23 protein-coding genes and 1 pseudogene are annotated in these 25301 nt (G+C 53.7%); 21 read left to right on the top strand and 3 right to left on the bottom strand.

Going from position 1 to position 25301, the window contains the following annotated elements:
* Positions 1 to 453 precede the first annotated feature (453 nt).
* Positions 454 to 1107, bottom strand: a complete 654-nt coding sequence (locus tag MKX51_RS26600) for an SdpI family protein (RefSeq protein WP_340994476.1) — start codon at positions 1105 to 1107, stop codon at positions 454 to 456.
* Between the two features lie 110 nt (positions 1108 to 1217).
* Positions 1218 to 1478, bottom strand: a pseudogene (locus MKX51_RS26595) (autorepressor SdpR family transcription factor); the annotation flags it as partial.
* Positions 1479 to 1722: 244 nt separating this feature from the next.
* Between MKX51_RS26595 and MKX51_RS26590 the strand changes: the two are divergent.
* The 11 genes from MKX51_RS26590 (at position 1723) to MKX51_RS26540 (ending at position 7574) form a co-directional block, all read left to right on the top strand.
* Positions 1723 to 2337, top strand: coding sequence for a DedA family protein (locus tag MKX51_RS26590; protein WP_036726220.1), 615 nt, complete (start codon positions 1723 to 1725; stop codon positions 2335 to 2337).
* Positions 2334 to 2900, top strand: coding sequence for a thioredoxin family protein (locus MKX51_RS26585; RefSeq protein ID WP_076080477.1), 567 nt, complete (start codon positions 2334 to 2336; stop codon positions 2898 to 2900). Before MKX51_RS26590 ends, MKX51_RS26585 begins: the two co-directional genes overlap by 4 nt.
* Before the next feature lie 5 nt (positions 2901 to 2905).
* Positions 2906 to 3535, top strand: coding sequence for an MBL fold metallo-hydrolase (locus MKX51_RS26580; RefSeq protein WP_340938021.1), 630 nt, complete (start codon positions 2906 to 2908; stop codon positions 3533 to 3535).
* Positions 3536 to 3752: 217 nt separating this feature from the next.
* A complete protein-coding gene (locus MKX51_RS26575; protein ID WP_036726218.1) occupies positions 3753 to 3959 on the top strand; it encodes a hypothetical protein in 207 nt (68 codons plus the stop codon).
* Between the two features lie 58 nt (positions 3960 to 4017).
* On the top strand, positions 4018 to 4560 hold the full coding sequence (gene sigY / locus MKX51_RS26570) for an RNA polymerase sigma factor SigY (protein ID WP_340938024.1): 543 nt from the start codon (positions 4018 to 4020) through the stop codon (positions 4558 to 4560).
* The gene (locus tag MKX51_RS26565) at positions 4550 to 4870 is read left to right on the top strand and encodes a YxlC family protein (RefSeq protein WP_340994475.1); all 321 of its coding nucleotides are present in this window, start codon (positions 4550 to 4552) and stop codon (positions 4868 to 4870) included. Before sigY ends, MKX51_RS26565 begins: the two co-directional genes overlap by 11 nt.
* Before the next feature lie 2 nt (positions 4871 to 4872).
* Positions 4873 to 5100, top strand: a complete 228-nt coding sequence (locus MKX51_RS26560; RefSeq protein WP_340938028.1) for a hypothetical protein — start codon at positions 4873 to 4875, stop codon at positions 5098 to 5100.
* Positions 5101 to 5150: 50 nt separating this feature from the next.
* Positions 5151 to 5348 carry a PLD nuclease N-terminal domain-containing protein gene (locus tag MKX51_RS26555; protein WP_076080487.1) on the top strand — a complete coding sequence of 66 codons (198 nt, stop codon included), beginning with the start codon at positions 5151 to 5153 and terminating at the stop codon, positions 5346 to 5348.
* Positions 5348 to 6262, top strand: a complete 915-nt coding sequence (locus MKX51_RS26550) for an ABC transporter ATP-binding protein (RefSeq protein ID WP_340994474.1) — start codon at positions 5348 to 5350, stop codon at positions 6260 to 6262. Before MKX51_RS26555 ends, MKX51_RS26550 begins: the two co-directional genes overlap by 1 nt.
* Entirely contained in the window at positions 6259 to 7032 is a 774-nt protein-coding gene (locus MKX51_RS26545) for an ABC transporter permease subunit (protein WP_340994473.1), read from the top strand. Before MKX51_RS26550 ends, MKX51_RS26545 begins: the two co-directional genes overlap by 4 nt.
* A gap of 158 nt (positions 7033 to 7190) precedes the next feature.
* On the top strand, positions 7191 to 7574 hold the full coding sequence (locus tag MKX51_RS26540; protein WP_340994472.1) for an ATPase: 384 nt from the start codon (positions 7191 to 7193) through the stop codon (positions 7572 to 7574).
* Between the two features lie 246 nt (positions 7575 to 7820).
* Here the strand turns inward: MKX51_RS26540 and MKX51_RS26535 are convergent, their stop codons facing one another.
* Entirely contained in the window at positions 7821 to 8684 is an 864-nt protein-coding gene (locus tag MKX51_RS26535) for a PocR ligand-binding domain-containing protein (RefSeq protein WP_340994471.1), read from the bottom strand.
* A gap of 100 nt (positions 8685 to 8784) precedes the next feature.
* Here MKX51_RS26535 and MKX51_RS26530 point away from each other — a divergent pair, with 100 nt between their 5' ends.
* The 10 genes from MKX51_RS26530 to MKX51_RS26485 all read left to right on the top strand — a co-directional run bounded on the left by MKX51_RS26530 (position 8785) and on the right by MKX51_RS26485 (position 25298).
* Complete coding sequence (locus MKX51_RS26530) at positions 8785 to 9744, top strand: acetylxylan esterase (protein WP_340994470.1); 960 nt, start codon at positions 8785 to 8787, stop codon at positions 9742 to 9744.
* 186 nt (positions 9745 to 9930) lie between these two features.
* Entirely contained in the window at positions 9931 to 11592 is a 1662-nt protein-coding gene (locus MKX51_RS26525; RefSeq protein ID WP_340994469.1) for a sensor histidine kinase, read from the top strand.
* Complete coding sequence (locus tag MKX51_RS26520) at positions 11589 to 13259, top strand: response regulator transcription factor (RefSeq protein WP_340994468.1); 1671 nt, start codon at positions 11589 to 11591, stop codon at positions 13257 to 13259. The genes MKX51_RS26525 and MKX51_RS26520 overlap by 4 nt, the downstream gene beginning before the upstream one ends.
* Before the next feature lie 97 nt (positions 13260 to 13356).
* Entirely contained in the window at positions 13357 to 15000 is a 1644-nt protein-coding gene (locus tag MKX51_RS26515) for an extracellular solute-binding protein (protein ID WP_340994467.1), read from the top strand.
* Between the two features lie 9 nt (positions 15001 to 15009).
* A complete protein-coding gene (locus tag MKX51_RS26510; RefSeq protein WP_340994466.1) occupies positions 15010 to 16428 on the top strand; it encodes a family 43 glycosylhydrolase in 1419 nt (472 codons plus the stop codon).
* Positions 16429 to 16464: 36 nt separating this feature from the next.
* The gene (locus MKX51_RS26505; RefSeq protein WP_340994465.1) at positions 16465 to 19707 is read left to right on the top strand and encodes a DUF6259 domain-containing protein; all 3243 of its coding nucleotides are present in this window, start codon (positions 16465 to 16467) and stop codon (positions 19705 to 19707) included.
* Between the two features lie 41 nt (positions 19708 to 19748).
* Positions 19749 to 21371 carry an extracellular solute-binding protein gene (locus MKX51_RS26500; RefSeq protein WP_340994464.1) on the top strand — a complete coding sequence of 541 codons (1623 nt, stop codon included), beginning with the start codon at positions 19749 to 19751 and terminating at the stop codon, positions 21369 to 21371.
* 18 nt (positions 21372 to 21389) lie between these two features.
* On the top strand, positions 21390 to 22298 hold the full coding sequence (locus tag MKX51_RS26495; protein ID WP_340994463.1) for an ABC transporter permease: 909 nt from the start codon (positions 21390 to 21392) through the stop codon (positions 22296 to 22298).
* A 14-nt stretch (positions 22299 to 22312) separates the two neighbouring features.
* Positions 22313 to 23194 carry a carbohydrate ABC transporter permease gene (locus MKX51_RS26490; RefSeq protein WP_340938047.1) on the top strand — a complete coding sequence of 294 codons (882 nt, stop codon included), beginning with the start codon at positions 22313 to 22315 and terminating at the stop codon, positions 23192 to 23194.
* Positions 23195 to 23228: 34 nt separating this feature from the next.
* Positions 23229 to 25298 (top strand): TIM-barrel domain-containing protein, encoded by a 2070-nt coding sequence (locus MKX51_RS26485; protein ID WP_340994462.1) that lies wholly within the window; start codon positions 23229 to 23231, stop codon positions 25296 to 25298.
* The last annotated feature ends 3 nt before the right edge of the window (positions 25299 to 25301 follow it).

The raw sequence follows: 25301 nt of genomic DNA, 5'->3' as shown, positions 1-25301 counted from the left end.
GTTTCACAAGCTTATCTACCCTTTTAAATCTGACACTGTACTAGTAGCCCATCAGCTTTAAAACTGTAAGAAAGACCTCAGGAGTGTTAACGTCTGAGCATGAACATCCATGAACGTCGAGCTGATATTAAGCTGATGCTGCACCCGTTGCAGCCTTCTACTCTTGCATTCAAGAAAGTGATTGTATTTCCTGCAATAGAAAATGGATTACTGACCGTAGAATGAGATTCTATTGTATTTCATACAGTAGAATCATGTGTTTTGGGTGAAAACTGGCCTTTGTTCAACATTCAATTGTACCGAATACAATAGATTCTATTTCGAAGCCTTTTTTATAGTATTCCATTGTACAAAATGCAGTTACTATCGTTCCAGCGCCTGCAGCATCCGAATGACTGCTATACTAGGACTGCCCGTTGTCTTCCCATCACCCGAGCCATCCCCCGACTAATCTCAGGCTTTAACATGCCGTGAGATCAGCCATGAGTACACAATAGGGACAATAGTCATGATTACCAGAGCGGTGATGATCATGCTGTTCGACAGCGTAGCGGGCATGAAGGCTGCAAGCGCAATCAGCAGACCGCCGGTCACCCACATTCTTCCGGAGAAACGGTGAGTTCTCCGCCATACGGCAGGGTTATGCAGCGTCCAAGGCGTGCGGACTCCCGTGAAATAATTATCCCTGATCTGCGGCAGGAAATTTCCGATTACAGCCAGCAGCAGCCCTATGCTTACAGTAGCCCATTTTCCGGCAGGAAATTGCACATCCAGCCCATAACTGACCGACAGGACAAGGGCGGCATCACAGATGACGGCAACGGTGAGACGGACCATTTTGTAAGCCCCCGGGAACTTATTGTAATTCTCTCCCTTGGGGTCAATATTGCGAATGAACTGCGTAGCGAGCGGAAAAATCAAGCCCATAAAAGAGAACAAGGCAATAACCGAACCCTTGCTCCAGTAAGTATTGACCTTGCCGGTTATACTGAATTGAGCGGGCAGCTGATCCGGCAGCCTGCCGTAATTCACCAGCGCATAGCCCAGTGAGAGAAACCCAAGAATGACAACCAGCGTATCCTGCCATTTCCATGTGAAATTCTTCATCGAGATTCATCCTCCGTATGTTTAATAGTGCCCGGACCACTTTTCCCCTTGGCCCGCAAGCCCTTTGGGTTAGCATCCGCCTGAACCTCCGGTTTGCTGTCCGTATTGCTCTTGCCCGCACCCGTCAATTCCAGGAACCAGCCAAGCACCTCTTCAAGTACCGTGGAGTCCAGCGAATAGACGATGAATTGCCCGTTACGTTCGTCCTGCACCAGCCCGGCGTGCTTGAGCGCATTGAGGTGGTGAGAGATGCTGGGCTTCGTCATATTGAAAAAATCAGCGATTTCCCCGGCCGTCCGGTCCTTTTCACGCAATAGCCGGAGAATTTGTCTCCGGGTCGGGTCGGCGAGCGCTTTGAACGATTCATTCAACTTCATGTCCTCCTTTCGATATTTAAATAATTATCTAAATATATAATATGACTCGATTCCAATCTTTGTCAATACAGAAACTCACATCTGTTTCAGGAGGGGGTTGTTCATATTCCTTAAGTAGAAGTCGTAAGCCTGCATATGCTAGAATAGGCTAGGAGAAGCTGGATACATAGAGCGGCTAAGCAGATGGGTTCTGCCAGCAGAATACCAGGCTATTACGCCATACGGGAGGAGACCTGCAGTGCACTTTATATCTGATGTCATTTCACATTTGTTTGAATGGATTCAGTCTCTGGGCTACTTTGGGATTATGATCGGGCTCATGATTGAAGTCATTCCAAGTGAGATTGTCCTGGCTTTTGGCGGCTATTTGGTCTCACAAGGCGATATTAACTTTTTTGGCGCCGTGCTGTTCGGTACCGTCGGGGGAGTGATCGCCCAGATCTTTGTGTATTGGATTGGCCGTTATGGCGGCAGACCTGTGCTGGAGAAGTACGGCAAGTACATTTTCATCTCCAAAAAGCATATTGACCACTCTGAAGAATGGTTTCAGAAGTATGGAACCGGTGTGATTTTCACAGCCCGCTTTATCCCGGTTGTCCGCCATGCCATATCGGTCCCGGCCGGTATTTCACGCATGCCGCTGGGCAAATTCACTTTGCTGACAACCCTTGCAGTCATTCCATGGAGCGCGTTGTTTGTCTATCTGGGGTATACGCTTGGAGACAAGTGGGAGACCATTGATGAGGTTGCAGCCAAGTACACTCATGAGATTCTCCTTGGCGCTATTGCGGTAATTATTCTGTATTTCCTGTTCAAGTGGTACAAATCCAAAAAGAAGGGTAGTGCAGTATGAAGCAGAATGTAGCATCCAAATTTGGCCAAGGCCTGACTCCGCGCCAGTTCGTGGAAGCCATGACGAAGAACCAGCAGGCTTTTGAATCCTGGTATGAGAAGTTCGCCTGGGAAGACGAGAGTGACCGCGAATATTTCGAGAGCCTGAATCACCGTGATGATCTGCGTGTGCTGATTCTGGCTGCGGACTGGTGCGGAGATGTGGTCCGTAATGTCCCGGTGGTCTTCCGGATTCTGGAGACTGCGGGTATCAAGACGGAAGTGCTGATTCTCGAAGAGAACCAGGAGCTGATGGACAACTTCCTGACCATGGGCGGCCGTTCCGTTCCCATCGTGATTTTTGCGGACACCGGAGGTTATGTGCTGGGGCAGTGGGGACCGCGTCCGGAGCATGTCCAGACCCTGATGAGAGAATTCAAACGGGAGAACCCGGACCGCGAAGCAGCGGACTATGACAGCAAAATTACCGAAGTGCGCAAAGCAATGGGGCAAGCCTACGGAGAAGGAACGGAATCACACGCAGTTATCGCCAAAGAGCTGCGCGCTCTGATCTCCGGATTCTAATGCCGATGCTTAATATTCGTTCTTATAATCTGGGGGCACTCCAGACCAATGCCTACCTTCTGACGGGGGCAGACCCTAAGCGCGGTGTCATCATCGATCCGGGTGCTAATCCTGCGGGTCTTCTGCGCGGTGCTGAGGGAATGGAGATTGAAGCGATTCTGCTGACGCATGCCCATTTCGACCATATTGCCGGACTGGACGAGGTCCGCAAAGCGAAGAATTGCCCGGTCTATATCCATCCGCTGGAGAGCGAGTGGCTGGGCAGCCCGAAGCTGAACGGCTCCTTGATGTGGCCTGATACCACGCCTCCCATCAGCACAGATCCGGCAGAATACGATCTGGCGGAAGGCCAGATTCTGAAGCTGCTGGGCCTTTCTTTCCGGGTGCTGCATACGCCGGGACATTCACCCGGAAGCGTCAGCTTTTTATGCGGGAATGATTTGTTCGCCGGTGATGTCTTGTTCAAAATGGGAGTGGGACGTACCGATCTTCCGGGCGGCAGAGAACGGGATCTGATTGACTCGATCCGCGGCAAGCTCTACCGGCTGGATGAGGAAGTGAGAGTGTTCCCCGGACATGGTCCGCGAACCTCAATCGGCTATGAGAAGCTTCACAACCCTTATGTCCCGATGTAAGAGGACGCCCAAGCCGTTTCCGTTTGCCGTGTAACGACATCTTTTGGCCAGATTTGACACAAACCGGGAAATTAGAGGTAGACAAGCCGGGGCCGGATTGTTACAATATGGTTAATTAAATGTAACATTTACCTCGCGAAGCACGCAGACTGTGGAATAATCCCGGTTTGCGTTCTTTTTTTTGCCTATAGATATGAATTTTATTGGGGGAAGCAGAATGAAGGATAATATGCATTGCCAGTTGGATTACGGAGAATTAGAAGCGAAAGATTCATTGATAGCGGAGCGGAATGAAGTGAATGATCTGGCCGGGAAGAGTGATACTAAGTATACGCTGTTCTGGAGCTTTCCGGGAGGCAAGGGGGCTATTCAGCCATGGAGACGCAGACTGTGGGAGCTGCAGAATAATTCTGACTCGGAATGAACGATAACTATTACATAGACGTATTACAGGTGTGACAGAAGAGATAAGGGGAGGGGCTATGGGCGACAGGACGCTGGAGATCATCAGCCAGGCACAGCAGGGTGACGCTGCTGCACTGGCCGTGCTGCTGCGGGAGCATTATCCCTTCCTGTACAAGTATCTGATCAAAGCGACACTTGACCCTTTGCTTGCCGAAGAGATTGCTCAGGACACGATGGTCAGATGCATGGAGAAGATCGGGACTTATAATGGGACCTCGGCATTCTCTTCATGGCTGATTACCATTGGCAGCCGGTTGTACATTGACCGTAAGCGGCGCTGGAGCCGGGAGGCACAGTGGCGGGAAGGGCAGATGCAGGAGCAGGGGAACCGCAGGGTACGCTGGAGCTTTGAGAGCCGGAATATGGAGTGGAGTGAAGTGCTCGATGCCTTGTCGCGCCTATCCACTGCGCATAGGATAGCTGTGCTGCTGAAGCATTATTACGGATACAGCTACGATGAGATCGGGGAGATGCTGGAGATCCCTTCCGGAACGGTCAAATCACGGGTAGCTGCCGGACTGGGTCAACTGCGAAAGGAGCTGAATGAGGATGAGGTTTAAGAGTGACGAGGAGCTGCTGGATAAGCTGTCCGCAGAGCTGGATCACCTGGATATGCTGTATGCCGATGTTACTCCGCCCTCCTTGCCGGAGCTGGAGCAGCTAATTGCCGGGGAAGCTGTCCGCCGGAGGAAGCGGCGCCGTAAGGAACTGCTGCTATTCATTCTAGTGGCTCTTGTGCTGGTTACCATAGTGATTTCTATTCTAAGTACGGCGCCGGTGCTGTATTGGAGTCTGCAGGCAGTGTTCATTCTGAGCGCACTTGGCAGCCTGGGAGCAGCGCGGATCAGACACGGGCGGGAGGAATCATAAGCGTGAAGGAGCTGCAGGAGATACCTGTTTGGATTTGGATAATACTTGCAGCTGTGCTGCTGCTGCAGGGAACCTGGCTGTTCCGTGATGCCAGGGACAGAGGTCAGGGGATGAAGGCTTGGTTCTGGGGAATCTGGGGGCTTACCGGTGCACCGTCACCGGCAGTATGTTACCTGCTGTTTGTAGTTCTTCCAGATAAGCGCAAACGGAAGGCTGGAAGGAACCGCTGAGACTATAGCCCATTGTCCGGGAGATACGGGAGATAAGGGAGGATATGGCTATGAATGAATTGAATTTGAATTGGGGTTTGATTGGGCCGCTGCTTGCACTGCAGGTAGTGCTGGCAATCATCGGTCTGATTTCATTGAGCAAGACAGAGCAAGTACGCGGACCGAAATGGATGTGGGTTCTGTTCCTGATTTTTGGCAACCTGCTGGGCAGCGTGGCTTATTTCACACTGGGAAGGAAAGAATTCTGATGCCGCTGCTTGAGGTCAAGGATCTTCACAAGAGCTTTAAGGGGCATCCCTCGGTGAACGGCATCAGCTTTGATATTGAAGCAGGACGCTGTGTCGCGCTGCTCGGACCCAATGGAGCCGGGAAGACTACAACGCTGCGTATGCTTGCCGGTCTTCTGACGCAGTCTGCCGGAACGATCACTTTTGGCGGGAGCTCTCCGGGGACGGATTACCGTCAGTATTTGGGCTATCTTCCCCAAGCCCCGGCTTTTTACAACTGGATGAGCGGGCACGAATACATCTTATTTGCCGCCAGGATGAGCGGCATGAGTGCACGGGAGGCTGCGGCGGCATCGGGCGCTGTGCTGGAGCGTGTGGGACTAGGCTCTGCGGCACGGCGGCGGATTGGCGGTTATTCCGGGGGAATGAAGCAGCGCCTCGGGCTGGGCCAGGCCCTGGTACACCGACCGCGCCTGCTTTTGCTGGATGAGCCTGTCTCCGCGCTTGATCCTATCGGACGCCGGGAAGTCATGGAGCTACTTAGGGACATCCGGGAGGAGACAACTGTTATTTTCTCCACACATGTGCTGCATGATGCGGAAGAGATATGCGACGATGTCGTATTGATGAACAAGGGGACTATAGCCGTTCAAGGAACCTTGTCCAGTCTCCGCGCAGAGTACAGCCTGCCGGTAATCCGACTCACTACAGGGAAGGAGGATTCGGCTATCCGCTGGCTTGAAGCGCTTAGACACAAGGATTTTATTGAAGAAGCGCTAATTTCGGATGGCAAGGCCGTGTTCAACGTCACAGATGTAGAACTCGCCCGCCGGACGCTCTTGCAGGAAGCTGTGGAGCTGGATATTCCGCTGCTGCAATTTGAAGCAGGCTCATCAACACTGGAGGACCTGTTCATGAAGGTGGTGGGAACATGAGGAAGCTTTGGGCTCTGTATTTGAAGGAGATGCTGGAGAGTGTGCGCAGCTATAAGCTGATTTGGATTCCGGTGGTGTTTATTGTTCTGGGAATTATGCAGCCGCTGGTCAGCTTTTATATGGCGGATATCCTGGCGTTGTCTTCCAATGTTCCGGCTGGATTGATGGAGAATATGGAGAGACCGGCCGCGTCCTCTGTAATGGCTCAGGCCCTGGGCCAGTATGGAACAATTGGGATGCTGATTCTGGTGCTGGGAACGATGAACAGCCTGGCAGGAGAGCGCAGCAGCGGCACCTCTGAACTGTTAATGGCGAAGCCGGTCTCCTCTATATCCGTTGTTGCAGCCAAATGGACCGCGAACTTCACAGTGCTGGTTATTGCAATTGGGCTGGGGGCAGCGGGAGCGGCTTATTATACAGTACAGCTTATGGGGGCTTTATCCTGGCGGGATGTGATTGCAGCATCCGGACTGTATGCGCTGTGGCTGCTCTGTGCGGTGTCGCTTACGCTGCTCTTCAGTGCCTGGCTGCGCGGGCCTGCTGCTGCCGGCCTATCTCTCCTGCTGGCAGCGGTCATGAGCCTCGTTCATGGCCTGTTGCCAGTTAAGCTGAACTGGATGCCTGCTTCACTGCCGGGAATGTCTGCCGGTGTGCTTGCAGATGGAGGCACCGGAGTGAGCTTGGCGCCCATTGTCTCCGCAGTGCTCCTGATTATTATTTGTATTGCCGGTGCCTCACTGCTGGCTGGAAGGAATAAATTGCCAGTCTAGCGAGCTTTGCAATAAGCAAGCAATCTTTCAAGAATTTTCAGAGTATTTTCCGCGGAAATTCATTCGACTACTCTCCTGCGACTGGACAGCTCTATTTTTTTTTAGTAGACTGTTGAAACAAGCAGAATCATGATAGATTTTGGTCAGGAGGTAGGACGATGCTGCGTTTAGGAGAGAAGATTGTCATTGTCGCGGACGCTTTTGAGCAGAGTCTTCCTATCGGAGACTATGGTTACCTTATAGCTTACGACCGCAATCCAGATAATGCGTTTGATTATGTCATTCGTGTTCCCGAGGCCAATAGAAATTTCTATGTTACGGCAGAGGATATTGAGGCTGAAGAACAATTGCTGGTACTGGAAGCTGAACGAGCCACGCACGAAGCGCTGATAGATTATGCACTGTCAACGTACAACGAGAAGCTGTTTCATCATCTGATGAACGGTGAAGAAGTTGAGGTTGAAGAGGTAGAGGCTGCATCCCAAGAGAGTTTGTCCCAGGCGGATTTCATCAAGCAGGTGAATCTTCGCGCTTGGATTTAAGTAAGAGCCGGCGAATGCCGGCTTTTTTTTGTCCGTGACAAGCCAGGCACGCCGTCTGGAGTGCACACCTTCGAGAACAAAATGACTATTATTTGAGACGATTATTACTATTTCGGTCTATGGACCGGATGATAAGATCAGCAAAGAGCAGAGCAATATTGCTATAGGCCGGGGGTGATGAACAGTGGCTATTACAGGAAGCCGACATGGCCCTACTTTGCTGTATGCGCTTCCACATGGGTGCAATCAGAACCGGTCCAGAGTGCGTCCTTGTAACGTGTGTTCTTTACGGTAGACTCTGGGCAATGTGCCGGTGACCCTTTTAAAGGCTTTGGTAAAGTAATTATAATCGGGAATGCCGACTTGCTCCGCAATTTCGTAAATCGGACTATCGGTGTCACCCAGCAGCCTTTTGGCCATTTGGATACGGAGGCTACGGATATATTCCGCCATGCCCATGCCAAAATTCTGCTCCGAGAGCTTGTAGAGATGGGATTTGCTGATGCTGAATTCTTTGCACAGAACGGGAACGGACAGCGGTTCCTTAATATGCTCTGTAATATAACCCTCGATCTTTAGTGCCAGCGTATCCTCCTTCAGCACCAGCATCCGGGATAGATACAGGTAGCTGGCGCTCATCTCCATGGTTTTGGCGTAAGCATCAATGACTTCCTTGGAGATGTATTTTTTGCGCTGGAAGGCGCTGTATAGTTTGTTCATATCCACATTATAGGGGCTTATATTCTCACAGACCTTCTCCCATAACTCATCGCGGGACCCCGTCTGCAGCAATTGGCCGAACATAATATATCCGATGACCTGATTGTCCGTTTGAATAGGAACCACCGTTTCGGTAAGTCCAGCATGACATTGATAGGTGTAAAGGGTTTTCTCCTTTTTCACTTGGGTGCAGGCTGCCTGGTCACAGAGGATGCACTGGGCCTCCGCGCGCGGATCACTGCGGATGATATGGCAATATGTCGAATGGCGGGTGGGATAGGCAGCTAGCTCAGTGAAGGAATTGTCGAAAATCACGGTGCGAATACCGGTCAATGTATAGAAATTGCGCAGTAATTCCTTGACTTCGGGCAGGTTGAACAACAAGCTCATGGTGCGGCCTCCTCTTCTTCCGGTGGATCTGCGTTGCTGGCAACATTGTACTGTATTTGATATAGGACACACAAACAAAGAGTGACGGAGGTGCTTTTTAATGCCGCTAATTGATATGCCGCTAGAGCAATTATTAACTTATGAGGGACGGAATCCCCGTCCGGCCAACTTCGAGGCTTATTGGGAGCAGGCACTGCAAGAGATGAGAAATACGGATGCCTGCGCTGAACTGGTGAGGAGCGAATTTCAGGTTCCATTCGCCGAATGCTTCCATTTGTATTTTACAGGGACAGGCGGAGCGCGTATCCACGCGAAGCTGATCAAGCCGAAGCATGTTGCCGGTCCGCACCCCGCGGTCGTGCAGTTCCATGGGTACGCCCACCATTCGGATGACTGGGCCGACAAGCTGATCTATGCTTCCTTGGGCTTTACTATAGCCACATTGGATTGCAGAGGCCAGGGAGGACTGTCCGAAGATATTGGCGGGGTCAGAGGAACTACATTTAAAGGGCATCTGATCCGCGGACTGGATGATGCGGCCGAACGGCTGCTGTTCCGGCAGATCTATCTTGATGCGGCGCAGCTGGCTGGAATTGTAATGGACATGCCGGAAGTGGATGCCGCCCGCGTCGGTGCCATCGGCGGATCGCAGGGAGGGGGGCTGGCGCTGGCCTGTGCGGCGCTTGAGCCGCGGATCAACCGGGCTGCACCCAGTGTTCCGTTCCTGTGTGATTATAAACGGGTATGGGAAATGGACCTGGCCCGAGATGCCTACGAGGAACTGCGGACGTTTTTCCGTCACCGCGATCCCCAGCACCTGCGGGAGGATGAGATTTTTGAACGGCTCGGCTATATTGATGTTCAACACCTGGCGGACAGGATCAGCGGGAAAGTGATGATGGGGGTAGGATTACTGGATACGGTGTGTCCGCCTTCGACGCAATTCGCCGCCTATAACCGCCTCCGCTGCGACAAAAAACTGGAGATCTATCCCGATTTTATCCATGAACGGCTGCCGGGCTTCGAGGACAAGACCATACAATTTCTGCTTGAAATGTGAGAGGCTAATCGCCTCTCTTTATTATTGTTTAAGGGCCTGCTGCAGAGGTATGATGGGACTACAGGGGAGGCTTGTGGAAGGAGAGAGATGCTGTTGATCAGATTTATGAGAACGCTTTCAATTTATCCCAAACTTGTTATGGCTTTCTTGCTTGTCATTATTCCGCTCTACCTGTGGGGTCTGGTCATGAATCAATCCGGACAGGAGGTTGTCCAGAAGCAAATATCCGAATCCATGGCCAGCCGTGTCCACTTCTATCTGACTTCGCTGGAGACAGAGCTTACCCGTCTTACGCGGCTGAAGCTGGAGTATGTCAATGACGATGATTTGCTCTTGCTGGCGACGGTTCCGAACCAGTTGAACGATTATGAACGGACCCGCGCCTTGTTATCCGCCAAGAGTAAATTGTATTTGCTCAAAAGCTCCAGTCCGTTCGTGGAGAACGTTAAGCTGTATATTCCTTCCCTGGACCGAAGCATCAATGCCAACAATTTCGACAGCGCGATGCCGCTTGAAGAACTGGAGGACATTCTGAACCCGGCCCACATGAAATCACCGATCTTCGGCATGGGCGGGAAGCTGCTGATGAGCGGCGTGTACCCCGATGCGGTGTACGCCGGCCGGGCGCCTGTGCTGGCCATCGAAATTGAGCTGTCACGCCCGGAGATTCTCCGCTCACTCTCCAGCATGGCGGAGGGGGAGGGCGGAGGAGCTGTATGGATGGACACCGGCGGTCAGTGGCAGATTGCCTCCGGTGTGGAGGGCTCGCTGCTGGCTGCGTTCGGGGAAGCACTGCGGGGAGAATTGCTCGACGACAGCGGCGAGTCTGGCCAATACCGGCTGGAGTCAGCAGGCATTGATTATTTTGGAGCCAGTGAATATTCACCGCTGCTGGGAACGACTTTGGCCGTGTTTGTCCCTGCGGAAACGGTTCTCCAGCCGCTGAACAAGCACCGCAACTGGATTTGGGGAGAGTCGCTGGTCGCTTTGCTGCTCGCCGTAGTTTTCTCTTACTGGATATACAGGTTTATTCATAAGCCGATGAGGCGGCTGATTACTTCCTTCCGGAGAGTGGAGATGGGTGATCTGAGCGTCAGGCTGTATCACGGCAATCAGGATGAATTCAATTATGTATATAACCACTTCAACCATATGCTGGAGCGGATTCAGGAGTTGATTCATGAGGTGTATGAGCAGAGAATCAGATCCCAGCAATCCGAGCTTAAGCAATTGCAATCGCAGATTAACCCCCATTTTTTCTACAACACCTTCTTCATTCTGCAGGGTCTCGTTCGTATGAGGGAACATGAAGTAGCTGAGCGGATGCTTCACCATCTCAGCGGCTATTTTCAGTTTATTACACGTAGTGGAGCAGAACAGGTCAGTCTGCTTGCCGAGATGAAGCACGCATGGTCTTATGTGGAGATTCAGAATATACGCTTCGCCGGTACGGTCACAGCCGAACTGGAGCCCATACCGCAGGGGTGGGAGGCTTCCATGGTGCCTCGGCTCATTGTCCAGCCATTAATTGAGAATGCTTATGCCCACGGGCTGGAGAACAAGCTGGCTGAAGGGATGCTGCGGGTAACCTTCCGGGAGGAAGAGGCGGACCGGCTGGTCATCGGGGTGGAAGACAACGGCGAATCGCTGGACGATGAACAGCTGAATGCGCTGCGCAGCACGCTGGCTCTTGCTGAAGAAGCCATGGAGACGACAGGAATCCTCAATGTGCACCGCCGGCTTCAGTTGAACTATGGTCCGGCGTTCGGAATTGAGGTGTCACGCAGCGGGCTGGGCGGATTGAAGGTGCTGCTAATGATAAGACGGGAAGAAGGGAGACAGCCATGATCAGACTGCTGATTGTCGATAATGAACGGTGGATTGTACGGAACCTGCTTGATCTGTTCGGTCATTGGGACAAGCTGGAGCTGGAGGTATACGGTGCGTATTCCGCTGCGGAGGCACTGGAGCAGCTCGGAAAGATGAAGTTCGATATTGTATTGTCCGATATCCGTATGCCGGGAATGGACGGGCTGGAGCTGCAGCAGGAAATCAGACGTCACTGGCCGTGGTGCAAAATTATTTTTTTGAGCGGATATAACGAATTTGATTATATACAGCAAGTCATGCGTGGCGGCGGGGTGGACTACCTGTTGAAGACAGAAGGCGAGGAAGCGATTCTTCACGCTGTGGAGCAGGCCGCTGCGCAATTGGATGCGGCGGTGGAAGCAGAGGAGCTGATTGAGCGCGCGCACCGGCAGCTACAGCTTGTCCGTCCGCTGCTGCTGGGCGATTATTTGCTGGAGCTGATGCAGGGGGATAGCCCGGGCGTAAGCCAGCTTGCACATAAATTCCAGGAGCTGGAGTGTCCGCTGGATGCCGCCCGCGGCGTACTGCTCACGATCGGGCGTGTGGACGATTGGCGGGACGAGCTTAGTGTAGCAGACAGGGAGCTGATGCTGTACGCTATCCGGAATATTGCCGAAGAATATTGGCTCCCCTCCGTGCGCTGCCTCAGTCTGCGTTATGAGAAGAACAAGCTGCTGTGGCTGCTGCAGCCTATGGCAGACGCTCCGGAGGACAGGGCGCGGGCGCTCCGGTTCATCCATGGGACGCTTGAGACGATCGCCATGAGCTGCAAGCGGCTGCTGAAGCTGCGGCTGTCGTTCTCGGCCGGTGCAGCATTTCGCCCCTGGGACGAGGCGCCCCGGCAGTTCAGCACCCTGAAGGCGCTGCTGGGCCGGGGACTCGGCATGGGCAAGGAGCTTGTTCTGATCGAACAGCGCAAGGAAGCTGGAGAGGAGGCGCAGCAGGCAGAGCTGCACAATCATGAAATTAGCAGCCAATTGGGGAAGCTGGGAGCCATGGCGGCTTATTTGGACAACGGACAGCAGGAGCATTTTTTTCTCGAATTCGGCAAACTGTCAGCTTTGGCCTCCACTGCGCGTGGCACCGACAACCGGCTGAAGCTGGAGATCTACTATTCGCTCATGTGTTTGTTGCTGTCTTATATGAACCGTTGGGAACTGCATGAGGTCATCGGAGAGTCCATTGATTTGGACAAGCTTACAAGATATGAGGCCCACCCTTCTTGGGAGAGCGCGGAAGATTATTTGTCGGCGCTGGCCATGCAGCTCTTTGAACAAAAGCAGGATGACCATGTCTACCGCGAGCATGATTTGATTACCCGTGTCCGGTTGTACGTGGAGCACCATTTGGCCGGTGATCTGTCACTGACCCGGATCGGTGATGTCGTCGGCTACAATCCGTATTACTTGACCCGGTTGTATAAGCGTTTAACGGGCCAGTCGTTGCCGGATTACGTGGCTTCTTCCCGATTGGCTGAAGCCCGGAAGCTGCTGGAGGGCGGCAGTCTGATTGTTCAGGACATTTCGAAAGCGGTCGGCTTTATGACGGAACAATCCTTCTACCGCTTTTTCAAGAAGGAGACCGGTATTACTCCCCAGGAATACAGAGAGCGGCATACCTTATCCAAATCGGATAATCAAAAGTGAAAATCGGCGAGTAGAGGGTCCAGGGGAAGCGAGCCTATAATAATGCTAAATAAGGCGAACTTTCACGAACGGCCCACCAAGATTAGGGGGATAAGAAGTGAAGGGAAAGAGATTAGCAGTCTTGACGTCTTATGGAATCGTTCTGTCGCTTCTGCTGAGCGCGAGCAGTCCCGGAACGAACAGAAGCCTGAACTCTGCGGAACATGAGACCTACCCGTTTGGACAATACGATCCGCCGATTCAGCTTCACATCGCGCGTCCCGTCGATCAGACCTGGACGTATCCCCGCGGTGACAGCATTGAAGATAATATCTGGTACCGGGAGTACCGCAAGCTGCTGGGCATCGAAATTATACACGATTGGACCGCCTTGCCGGGCGAATACAGCCGCAAGCTGAATGTCCTGATCGCATTGGGCAGTCTGCCGGAGATGTTCTCCGTCTCGGCAGGCCAGCTCAAACAGCTGGCGGATGCGGATCAATTGGAGGATTTGACGGCAGTATACGAGCGCTTCGCTTCCGGCCGCACCAAAAAACTGCAGATGGGAGACGGCGGTGCAGCCTTGGCTTCCGCTACGTTCAACGGCAAACTGCTGGCCATTCCCATCGTCAATGCTCCGATCTACGAAGCCAATCTGCTGTGGGTGCGTACGGACTGGCTGGACAAATTAGGTCTGCCTGAGCCCAAAACGCTGGAGGAGGTGTTTGCGATTGCCGATGCATTTACGGGGCAAGATCCCGACGGCAACAACCAGCAGGATACCTTTGGCTTGGCCATCAATAATTACCTGTATGGCGGCATTGCCTCGGTTACCGGATTCTTCAATGCGTATCACGCTTATCCCCAGACCTGGATCAAGGACGGGAACGGTCAAGTGATGTACGGTTCCATTCAGCCGGAGATGAAGCGTGCGCTTGGCAAGCTTCAGGAGATGTACAGGAGCGGACAGCTGGACCGGGAATTCGGTGTCAAGGACAGCGACCAGGTGGTGGAGGATATCTCCGCGAACAAGCTCGGCATGACGTTCGGCGCCAACTGGAATCCCTATGTATTCCTGGATGCTGTACGGCAAAACCCCGGAATGGAGTGGAAGCCGTATGCAGTGCCTTCTGTGGATGGCGTGCCGGCCAAGGCCAGTGTAGGCTTCTCGGCCAGCGGATATGTCGTAGTGCGCAAAGGCTATCAGCACCCGGAGGCTGTGGTGAAAATGCTGAACCTGCATGAAGAGGTGGTTCACGGCGCAAGACGCGGCGAAGGCGAATTCATTACCGTGGAAGAAGCCGGCGGACGGATCAACACCTCCAGGCTGTCCTTTGTCCAATCCGGTGTATCCAACGAGGATGTGGCAGAGTCGTTGTCGTTACTGCGCGAGGCCATCAGGAACGAGGATGGAAGCCTGCTGAAGGATGCGCTCACCGAAACCGACAAATACGGGCCAACTCTTGATTACCTAACAACCGGGAATATGGACAATTGGGCCGTTGCCCATCAATACTTCGGGTTCGAGACGACCATGGACCACTATAGCGGCGACCGGCTGCTGATGACTGCCTTCGGCGGACAGACCCCTACGATGACAGAGAAGTGGGCCATGCTGGACAGACTCGAGAAAGAAACCTTCACCAAAATTATTATGGGTGCGGTTTCCATTGATGAATTCGATAGATTCGTAACGGATTGGAACCGGCTTGGCGGTAAGGCGATCCTGGAAGAAATTAATGAACCGTATGGAGGAGAGTGAACGAGCAGCATGAGCAAATTATTCTACAAGCCTGAAGACGGCTGGCTGGCCGACGTTATCCCGTTCTATGAAGACGGCGAGTTCAAGCTGCTGTATCTGAAAGATTGGCGCGACAGGGAAGGACACGGTGAAGGTACACCCTGGTTTCTGCTGGGGACCCAGGATTTTATTCACTACAAGGAATACGGAGAGGTTCTGCCGAGGGGCGGGGTATCCGAGCAGGACCTGTATATCTATACGGGATGCGTGCTGAAGAAAGACGGACTTTATCATATTTTCTATACCGGCAACAATTTTCATTATCCGGCGGAGGGCAAGGCGCAGCAGGCAGTGATGCATGCGGTCAGCAGCGATTTTGTACATTGGGAGAAACGGCCGGAGGATGCCTTCTATGCACCAACGGAGGGCTACGAGGAGCATGACTGGCGTGATCCGTTTGTGTTCTGGAACGAGGAGGCGGGGGAATATTGGATGCTGCTTGCCGCCCGGTTGAAGGAAGGTCCCGCGGGTCGCCGCGGCTGCGTAGCCCTATGCGCCTCCAAGGACTTGACCGGCTGGGAGGTACGCGATCCGTTCTGGGCTCCCTACTTGTATACGACTCACGAATGCCCGGATCTGTTCCGGATGGGGGACTGGTGGTACCTTCTGTACTCGACATTCTCGGACCGTACGGTCACGCATTACCGGATGAGCCGCTCACTGCAGGGGCCTTGGCTGGCGCCCGAGAACGATGCACTTGATACGCGGGCATTCTATGCCGCCAAGACCTGGACTGACGGTGAGCGGCGTTATGCATTCGGATGGAACCCGACACGGGAAGGCGAGCATGACGGGGGCACCTGGCAATGGGGCGGGCATCTGGTTGTGCATGAGATAGTCCAGGGCGCGGACGGTGCACTGCTTGTAAAAGCGCCGGATACCCTGAATGCTGCGTTCAGTGAGGAAAGCGCTTTATCCTTCACCGAAGTGCTCGGACGCTGGAAGTTCAGCGGCAGCACGGCCGCGGTTACGGCAGCCGATTCCTTCGCCGGTGCCTATGCAGGGGTATTACCGGACGGCCCCTGCAAGCTGGAGGTAACGGTAACGTTCGCTCCCGGCACCCGGGGCTGCGGCATTGTTCTGCGGACCGATCAGGAGTTCGGGCAGGGGTATATGATCCGGCTGGAGCCGGGCCGGAACCGGATTGTCGTTGACCAGTGGCCGAGGAAGGGAGATGTCCCCTACGCCGTCGGCATGGAGCGGCCGCTGCAATTGCTGCCCGGAACCGCCTGCTCGTTAAGCATATATCTGGAGGATCAGGTATGCGTAGTCTATGTAAACGAAGAACTCGCGTTAAGCACGCGGCTGTACGATTTCCAGCAAGGAGGGATGGGGCTGTTCGTGAGTGAGGGGAGTGCGGAATTCATTACCAGGCAGTTTGCAATGTAGGTCCATTCCAATCCGGATGAAGAGAGGGGATAGGTAATGATCAATGTTGTCAGAAGAACAGTGATGGTATGTGTGGCGTGTATCCTTTTGTGTGGCAGTCTGCCGGGTCTTAGTTTTGCAGATACAGCTAATGTGAAGGTGACGATTGATTCCGGCACAGCAGCCATCGACTTCACCTATGGAACGATAACTCTGGCCCGCGGCAACGAAGGCAAGCTGACCGGTATCCGCCATCTGGCGCAGAACAATCTGTGGAATGATGCAGCAGCTTCCGCCGTGTCCGCGAAGAAGGGGCATGTCACTTATGAACACACCTGGGGCTCAGGTTCTTCGCTGGCTGAACTGGAGACGACGGTTGCCCGTAAATATGATGGTACATTGACTGTCAGCCAGTATGCGCAGACTCAGCAGCCCGGCATATCGGGCGTGCAATGGGGATTCATTATCCCGGATACGTATGATCTGATTATTCCCGCACTGGGCGGGATCCGGCTCACTGCCGAATCACCGGACGCCGCCTATGGCTTCTCCCAGTTCACCTACCCCGATGTCTGGGAGGCACAGATGTTTCTTGTGCAGGGGGCGGATGGCGGGCTGCTGGTTCATGCGGATGACAATGCGGCGTACTTCAAAACATTGCATGTGAAGCATGAGAACGGCAGCTTCTATGTAGGGATAGAGACGCAAGCGCCCGCTCCATTTCAGCAGACGACTAAGGCGGCATCCACCGATTGGCGGCTTAAAGCCTACGCCGGTGACTGGGCAAACGGATCGGCGATGTACCGGGATTGGGCAGATGGTGCCTTCGGGTTGTCTGAATCCTCCGCGAACGCACCGGATTGGGCCAAGGATATCGGATTCACGGTGCTGACGGATCTGGAAGACCAGCCGATGCTGGAGGAGCTTGCACAGCGGGTAGATGCAGAGCGGACACTGCTGGTGGTTCCTGGCTGGAGGGCGGACCCCTATGATGTGAATTTTCCCAATTATGAGCCTAAGCCGGATATCGCAGCCAGGATCGATGCCGCCCAGGCGCTGGGATTCCGCGTGATGCTGTATGTAAACATATTCGGAACATCATTTAACAACGAGAATTACACACAGATGCAGCCCTATCAGGTGAAAGATCCGTTCACGCTGGAGCGGAAGCGCTGGGAGTATACCGCAGGCTCGGAACAGATTTCATTCGCCGTTATTAATCCGGCGGCGGAGGCATGGCGGGAACTCTTCGTTAACAAGATGACTGCCCTGGTGAATGAGGTCGGACCGGACGCGCTGCACCTGGACCAGTCGCTGCTCATGTATAACGATGCCAACGGCCTGATTGACGGCAACAACATGATGCAAGGCAATATCGCCCTGCACCGCGAGCTTAGAGAAGCGCTGCCGGATATCGCCTTGGGCGGGGAGAGCCTGAACGAAATCACGACACGGTATGAGTCCTTTGCGCAGCGCCATGCCTATGGCATTTTCTCCGCGAGCGGAACGTGGGATGACAGCAAAATCAATCAGGTGGTTCCGGCCAGCTCAGCGATTTTTGCCCCATATACGACCATTTACGGTCATCCCGATCATGCGAATCCGATCACGGAGGATTATTTCATGGCCTGGCATAAGGTTGTTCAGAACCGGCTCGGGGCTATTCCGATGCTGACAAGACCCAATCTGGGCCAGATCGCCAATCCTACCCCGCTGATGGAACAATTGCTGGATGAAGCGGGCTGGTACCAGAGTGCACAGCCTACAGCTGATTTCAGCAATATGTCAGATCCCACTTTGTTTGCTTTCAGGACAGCTAATGGCGGCAGTGCCAAATATGTGCGCGATTCCTATGGCGAGAAGCTGACCGCCTACGACGGGAACCCTTCCGGCGGGGGCACCGACATCATGCGTTATTTGTACGGGGCAGAGACCTATACGTTGCCCGGAAGCATTCCGGGGTGGCTGCTCTATGATGAACAGAAGCTGTTCGGGCTGGACCCGGACAAAACGTATCTGTATTTGAACCAGGTCCGCGATCCCGAGGGATTCCATGTCTATGAGTGGCCGGAGGATGTGGCGCTAAAACGGCTGTCCAGCCGGTCCACCCACACCACCATCGTTATGGACGACAAGCTTCAGTCCGGGGATATAGATCTGCTGAATTACGAAGGACCGGTGAGAGCAGGAGAGGTCCTGGGAGACGGTACTGTCCATACGACCGCAGCCCCGTTCCCTACCACGGGCGGATTCTCCTACTCCTTCCCCGGAGGAGGAACTGTGCAGCACTGGGGCGACCGGATTCTGGCCCATCCGCCTTATGCAGGACAGTGGCAAGGCGGGCATACCTGGCTGGAATTTGACATCAGTCTGCCCGCAGCAGCGGCTGCGAGCTTTCAAGCCGGTGTACAGCTGGGCTCCGAGCAGAACGTCGCGAGCAGTGACGGTGTCACCTTCAAGGTATCCGCTTGGGATAAGGCAGAAGCGCCCGGGGACCGTACGGTGCTGAGTGAAGAGCAGTTCAGCAGAAGTGCCTCACCTACAGCCATGGAACTGGATTTGTCGGAATTAGCAGGCAAAGAAGTAACCCTCAGGCTGGAGACGCATCCTGGAGTAACGGTGGACAACGATTCTGCCGTATGGGTGGCACCTACGGTAGCCGTTGCAACTTACGGCGGCAACCGCAGCGTAAGCTTCAAGGTGAACAGCCCGCTGCCCTTAACTGTGGTGCAATCCAGCTACGGAGCAGCCTCATCTGTAAGTCTAGGTAACAATCACTACGAAATTACAGCACCTGCCTCGGGTACGGTATATCTGCTTCACAACGTGTCTGCTCCTGTGCAGCTGCCGTTATCGTTACCCGGAGCTCCATATCATTCGAGCCTGGTGTTTGAGGATGGAAGCGAAGGGCAAGCCCAGTCTCCGTTCGGCGGATTCCCGGGAAGCGGCTCTGTACTCGGCATTGAGAAGCAGGGGTTGGATGCCCACCCGCCGCAGCACGGGCAGACGCATATTGAATATGCCTTGAATTTGCCCGCAGACACGCAGGCTGTACTGCAGGGATTCGCCGGCATTAAGGACGGATCGGATGACTCCCAGGGCGCCGGCTTCCGCATAGCGGTGAACGGAACGGTACAGTGGTCGCAGGATATCATGCCGGGCGGGGCCTGGACGCCGTTCAGTATCCCGCTGGCCGAATATGCCGGAACTTCGGTCATTATCACCCTGATCACTGATTCTTTGGGCGACTACGGATATGACAGGGCCTTCTGGGGCCAGCCGGCTCTGATTGTGCAATAAAGAGATCATGCAGAAACCGAATATGAGGGGGAAGCAAAATCATGAGAAAAATTGCCGCTTTATCTATTAGCACCGTTCTTTTGGCCCTGACAGCCTGCAGCTCACCATCCAATACTAATACCAAAGACACTGCCAGTTCCAGTGCCGATCCGAAGCAACCCATTGACCTGCGGGTAGGCCGTTATTCCCTGCCCACGTGGGGGTATCCCGCAGGGGATGATTTTGCGAACAACATCTGGTACCGGCATTATGCAGACAAATTCAATCTGAATGTCATACACGAATGGACCGCTCTGCAGAATGAATACAATGAGAAGCTGAATATCGTCATTGCCTCGGGATCAATTCCGGATATCGTCATCGAAGCTTCAACCAACCAGCTGGAGACCATGGTAAAGGCCGGGATGACAGCGGATCTGACTGATGTTTTCGAGGAGCATGCTTCTGATTTGACCAAAGAGATTCTCACCGGTGACGGCGGCCTGGCGATGGATTCGGCCACCTTCGACGGCAAGCTCATGGCCTTGCCTTACACGACCTCGGTCATCTATGAACCCAGCCTGCTGTGGGTGCGGCAGGACTGGCTGGATAAGCTGAACCTGCCTGTGCCGAAGACCATCGACGATGTGATTGCGGTGGCCAAGGCCTTCAAGGAGCAGGACCCGGACGGCAACGGCATCGACGATACCGGCGGGCTGGCATTCAGCAACTGGCTATTCGACGGGATTACCTCCACCACCGGATTCTTCAACGGCTATCATGCCTATCCGCAGAGCTGGCTCAAAGGAGATGACGGCAAGATCACCTACGGCAGTGTGCAGCCTGAAATGAAGAATGCCTTAGCGAAGCTCAGAGAAATGTATCAGGCCGGCCTGATTGATCCGGAGTTCGGCATGAAGGATACGACCAAGGTGACGGAGGAGGTCAGCGGCGGTAAATATGGCATCAGCTATGGACGCTGCTGGAATGTATACATGTACGGTACGGGCCTGGAGGGCCAGCCGGATATGGTCTGGACTCCAGTGGCGGCCCCGAGCGCCGACGGGCAGGATGTGTTCGCCAATGTAGGTACAACCGTGGTGAGCTACTATGCCGTGAACAAAGATTACAAGCATCCGGAGATCCTGGTCCAATTATTGAATGATTACAACGAGATGGCTTATGGTCCGAACCGGAATGATCCCGAGGTCAAGAAATTCTTTGCTTTCGAAAAAGGGCAGACCATTGTGGAACAGGGGCACTTGTCTCTGGCCCGGACCCTTACGACCGATGATGCCACCGTGAAATCTTTGGAATACCTGATCGAAGCCATCGAGAAGCGCGATCCCAGCAAGCTGGATCAGGCGCTGACCGAGACGGGGAAATACGAACCGAGTGTAGCTTATCTGGACGGCAAGGGGACCGGCTATATGGAGTATCACCAGGTCAAAGCCTTCAAAACGATTGTGGAGGGCTATGGCACGGATCGTCTGATTCCCCAGGCTTATGGAGGCACCACGGAAACGATGCTGAACAAGATGGGCATTCTGGGCGATTATGAACGTGAAATTTTCACGAAGATCATCATGGGTGCGGAGCCTATTGACGCCTTCGATACCTTCGTATCCGAGTGGCACAAGCTGGGCGGCCAGCAGATTCTGGACGAGATCAACGCCAGCTTGTGATGAAAGGGGTAGCCTATTGTGAGAGCTTTGCACCTGAAGAGCCGCTTCAGACATGAATTACCGTACCATCTGTTCTTGATACCGGGAATTATTCTGGCCGTTCTATTCTGCTATATTCCGATGATGGGGATTGTCATGGCCTTCCAGAACTTTAGCGTGTTCAAGGGCTGGCTTGCGGGTCCGTGGGTCGGGATGGACAATTTCAAATATATTATTTCCATGCCCCGCTTCGGGCAAGTCATGTATAACACGATCTATATCTCCATTTTAAAAATCGTATTTTCATTGCTTGTGCCCATTGTGGTTGCCCTGTTGCTGAACGAAATGCGCAGCCATAGGTTGAAAAGGGTGCTGCAAACTGCGATGTACCTGCCTTATTTCCTATCCTGGGTGGTGCTCGGCGGCATCATTCTGGATGTCCTCAGTCTGGAGGGGGTGATTAACAGCCTCATCCAGGCCTTTGGGGGAGAGCCGGTGGGCTTCCTGTCCAGCAACCGGATGTTCCCCGGTGTACTGGTCACTACTGAAGTGTGGAAGAACTTTGGCTTCAATACGATTATTTATATGGCTGCGCTAACCTCCATCAATCCCGATTTATATGAAGCGGCCATGATTGACGGAGCCAGCCGCTGGCGGCAGATCTGGCATGTTACGCTGCCCGGCATCCGGCCCACGATCATTCTGCTGGCTACGCTCAGTCTGGGCAATGTCCTGAACGCCGGGTTTGAGCAGGTATTTATGCTGCTCAATCCGCTGGTTGTCGATTCCGGCGATATTCTGGATACACTGGTCTACCGGCTGGCGTTCAATCAGGCACAGTACAGTGTAGCGACTGCTGTAGGACTGTTTAAATCGCTGGTGTCCGGAGTGCTGATTTCAGTTTCATACTATATGGCTTATAAGTTTGCCGATTACCGCATTTTCTGAAAGGGGGAGCAAGGGTGAAATATCGTTTGAACGGCAGCACCGTGTTCGCAGTATTCAACACAGTATTTCTCATTCTCTTGGGAATCCTCTGCATTGCGCCGATTGTCAATACGTTAGCCATTTCCTTCAGCTCCGCCTCGGCGGTGGCGATGGGGAAGGTACGGTTTTTTCCGTCGGACTTTTCACTGGACGCTTATAAATTTATCGCTACCCGTCCGGAATTTCTAAGATCCTTGGGCGTGGCTGTGATCCGGGTGCTTATCGGCAGCGCCCTGCAGATGCTGGTTACCTTTATTTCGGCTTATCCCCTTTCCAGGGAGAACAGGGATTTCAGCATGCGGACGTTTTATGTATGGTTTTTCATGTTCACCATCCTGTTCAGCGGCGGCATTGTTCCCCTGTACATGCAGGTGAAATCCCTCCACATGCTGGATACCATGCTGGTACTGGTTCTGCCGACAGCCCTGGCGGTCTTCAACATCGTTCTGATGATCAATTTCTTCAGAGGATTGCCCCGGGAACTGGATGAGTCCTTCCGCATAGATGGAGCCGGACACTGGACCATCCTGTGGCGGTTATATTTCCCGCTGTCGTTGCCTGCCTTTGCGACCATCCTGCTGCTGGCTATGGTAGGGCATTGGAATAGCTGGTTTGACGGAATGATCTTCATGAACCAGACCGAGAACTATCCGCTCGCCACCTATTTGCGCTCCATTATTGTCAGCTTCGATTTCAGCAATGTGAGGTCTGAGGATGCCGCACTCCTGGCCAGCATCTCACCGCGCACGACCAAGAGCGCGCAGATCATTCTGGCCACGTTGCCCATCTTGTGTGTATACCCTTTTTTACAGCGTTATTTCGTGTCTGGTCTCGTCCTGGGAAGCGTGAAGGGATAGTTCCAAAAACTATTTACAGTAGGAGAAGTGGATTATGCAGAAAATTGCCAGCGGAATCTTTAAGCTGACCTTCGGAACACCCGAAGAATTTACACCGGTATCAGTATTGAAGCCTGTCACATGCCTCGAAGCGCTGAATGCGCTTGAAGATCATCCGCTTCCCTTTCTTAGGGAGGACATTCAATTTCAACCGCGCCAGGGCTCCGTATTGCTGGAGATTCCCTTGGAGCCGGAAGAGGAGGTATACGGCCTCGGCCTGCAGCTTAAATCGTTCAGGCAGAGCGGCAGCAAGAAGAAGCTGCGCACGAATTCCGACCCCTCTGCGGATCTGGGCGATTCCCATGCGCCGGTTCCCTTTTATGTAAGCACTGCCGGTTATGGAATTCTGGTGGATACAGCCCGGTACGCCACCTTTTTCAGCGGAGGGTGCAAGAGAGTTGGCAGCAAGCAGGATCTGGAAGGCTTCGAATCGGCAGGCACCGAGAAGGGCCACTGGGAAGTGAAAAAAGGAAGCGGCAATATGCTGGTGGACATCCCTGCGGCGCAAGGAGTAGATATTTATGTGTTTTGCGGCGGGGATATGAAGGACGCGGTCTGCCGCTATAATCTGTTCAGCGGCGGCGGGGCGTTACCGCCGATGTGGGGATTGGGTATGATGTACCGTGCCGACTGGCATGCGGATCAGGAGGATGTCCTGCAGCTGGCCCGGCAGATCAGAGAAGATGAAATGCCCTGCGACATGTTTGGCCTGGAGCCCGGCTGGCAGACGAACGCCTACTCCTGTACCTATGTGTGGGACAGCAGCAGATTTCCGGATGAGAAAAAGCTGATCCAGGATCTTAATGGCATGGGGTACCGGCTCAATCTGTGGGAGCATGCGTATGTGCATCCTGATAGCCCTGTCTTCCCGGAGCTGAAGCCTTATTCGGCCGACAGCTATGTATGGGACGGTCTGGTGCCGGATTTCACGCAAGCTGAGGCCCGGAAAGCCTTCACGGACATCCATCAGCCCTTCATTGAGGCCGGGTTGTCAGGCTTCAAGCTGGATGAATGCGACAATGGCGATTATATCGGCAACTGGGGATTTCCTGATTTCGCCCGTTTTCCGGGAGGCGCGGACGGTGAGCAGATGCACAGCTTATTCGGCCAGCTCTATCAGCAGACGATGCTCGCCCCGTTCAAGGCAGCGGACCGCCGGACCTATGGACAGGTGCGCGCTTCCCACGCGCTCGCGGCGCCCTATCCTTATGTACTGTACAGCGACCTGTACGACCATGAAGACTTCGTACGGGGGCTGGCCACAGCGTCCTTCTCAGGTCTCCTCTGGTCGCCGGAGGTCCGCCAGACAGCTACGAGGGAGGAGCTGCTGCGCCGGATTGGCGCTGTGATTTTCTCGCCTCTGGCGGTGCTTAACTGTTATATGATTCCTTCGCCGCCATGGAAACAATTCGATCATGACAAGAACCATGCCGGTGAATGGCTGGAGGATTGGCCGCAGCTGGCGCAGCAATGCAGAAAGCTTATGCAAATCAGGATGAGTCTCATTCCGTACCTGTACGCCGCATTTGGCAGATACCGCCAGCAGGGGGTACCGCCTATACGTCCCTTAGTGATGGATTACCCCGCTGACCCTGAGGTGCTGGATTGCTTCGACCAGTTCATGGTGGGAGACGATCTGATGGCTGCTCCTGTGGTCTACGGCAACGGCAGCACCCGTCAAATTTACTTGCCCGAAGGACGCTGGTACGAATGGCTGACCGGGGAGTGGCTGAGCGGCGGACAATGGGTTTCGCGCCAGGTTGCAGAGGATGAAGTGCCTCTATATATCAAGCGCGGCGCGCTGATTCCTTGGGCAGAGCCCGTTCTGTGTGTCCGGGACGACACCGTTTTTAATGTAGAGCCTGTTCTGTACGGTGCGGAAGCAGGGGAATGCTCGCTTTTATGTGATGATGCAGTCAGCTATGCGGTGATTACTGAGAGCCTGCCTTTTGCCCGGATACAGGTAACTCAAGCAGGTGGTCTGAGCATAGAGGATCAGAAGAAAATCTCTGAGCGCTATAATCTAGCCGGTGTGAAATACGTCCCGGATGGGGAGAGGGGCTGAATC

Origin of the sequence: Paenibacillus sp. FSL M7-0420 (assembly GCF_038002345.1) — a bacterium.
Taxonomy (GTDB): Bacteria; Bacillota; Bacilli; order Paenibacillales; family Paenibacillaceae; genus Paenibacillus_AQ.
This window is presented reverse-complemented; position numbering and strand designations above follow the sequence as displayed.

Coding starts and splice junctions, on each gene's coding strand:
- MKX51_RS26600 (WP_340994476.1), bottom strand. CDS start 1,107: ATGAAGAATTTCACATGGAAATGGCAGGATACGCTGGTTGTCATTCTT.
- MKX51_RS26585 (WP_076080477.1), top strand. CDS start 2,334: ATGAAGCAGAATGTAGCATCCAAATTTGGCCAAGGCCTGACTCCGCGC.
- MKX51_RS26580 (WP_340938021.1), top strand. CDS start 2,906: ATGCTTAATATTCGTTCTTATAATCTGGGGGCACTCCAGACCAATGCC.
- MKX51_RS26575 (WP_036726218.1), top strand. CDS start 3,753: ATGAAGGATAATATGCATTGCCAGTTGGATTACGGAGAATTAGAAGCG.
- sigY (WP_340938024.1), top strand. CDS start 4,018: ATGGGCGACAGGACGCTGGAGATCATCAGCCAGGCACAGCAGGGTGAC.
- MKX51_RS26565 (WP_340994475.1), top strand. CDS start 4,550: ATGAGGTTTAAGAGTGACGAGGAGCTGCTGGATAAGCTGTCCGCAGAG.
- MKX51_RS26555 (WP_076080487.1), top strand. CDS start 5,151: ATGAATGAATTGAATTTGAATTGGGGTTTGATTGGGCCGCTGCTTGCA.
- MKX51_RS26550 (WP_340994474.1), top strand. CDS start 5,348: ATGCCGCTGCTTGAGGTCAAGGATCTTCACAAGAGCTTTAAGGGGCAT.
- MKX51_RS26545 (WP_340994473.1), top strand. CDS start 6,259: ATGAGGAAGCTTTGGGCTCTGTATTTGAAGGAGATGCTGGAGAGTGTG.
- MKX51_RS26540 (WP_340994472.1), top strand. CDS start 7,191: ATGCTGCGTTTAGGAGAGAAGATTGTCATTGTCGCGGACGCTTTTGAG.
- MKX51_RS26535 (WP_340994471.1), bottom strand. CDS start 8,684: ATGAGCTTGTTGTTCAACCTGCCCGAAGTCAAGGAATTACTGCGCAAT.
- MKX51_RS26530 (WP_340994470.1), top strand. CDS start 8,785: ATGCCGCTAATTGATATGCCGCTAGAGCAATTATTAACTTATGAGGGA.
- MKX51_RS26525 (WP_340994469.1), top strand. CDS start 9,931: ATGAATCAATCCGGACAGGAGGTTGTCCAGAAGCAAATATCCGAATCC.
- MKX51_RS26520 (WP_340994468.1), top strand. CDS start 11,589: ATGATCAGACTGCTGATTGTCGATAATGAACGGTGGATTGTACGGAAC.
- MKX51_RS26510 (WP_340994466.1), top strand. CDS start 15,010: ATGAGCAAATTATTCTACAAGCCTGAAGACGGCTGGCTGGCCGACGTT.
- MKX51_RS26505 (WP_340994465.1), top strand. CDS start 16,465: ATGATCAATGTTGTCAGAAGAACAGTGATGGTATGTGTGGCGTGTATC.
- MKX51_RS26500 (WP_340994464.1), top strand. CDS start 19,749: ATGAGAAAAATTGCCGCTTTATCTATTAGCACCGTTCTTTTGGCCCTG.
- MKX51_RS26485 (WP_340994462.1), top strand. CDS start 23,229: ATGCAGAAAATTGCCAGCGGAATCTTTAAGCTGACCTTCGGAACACCC.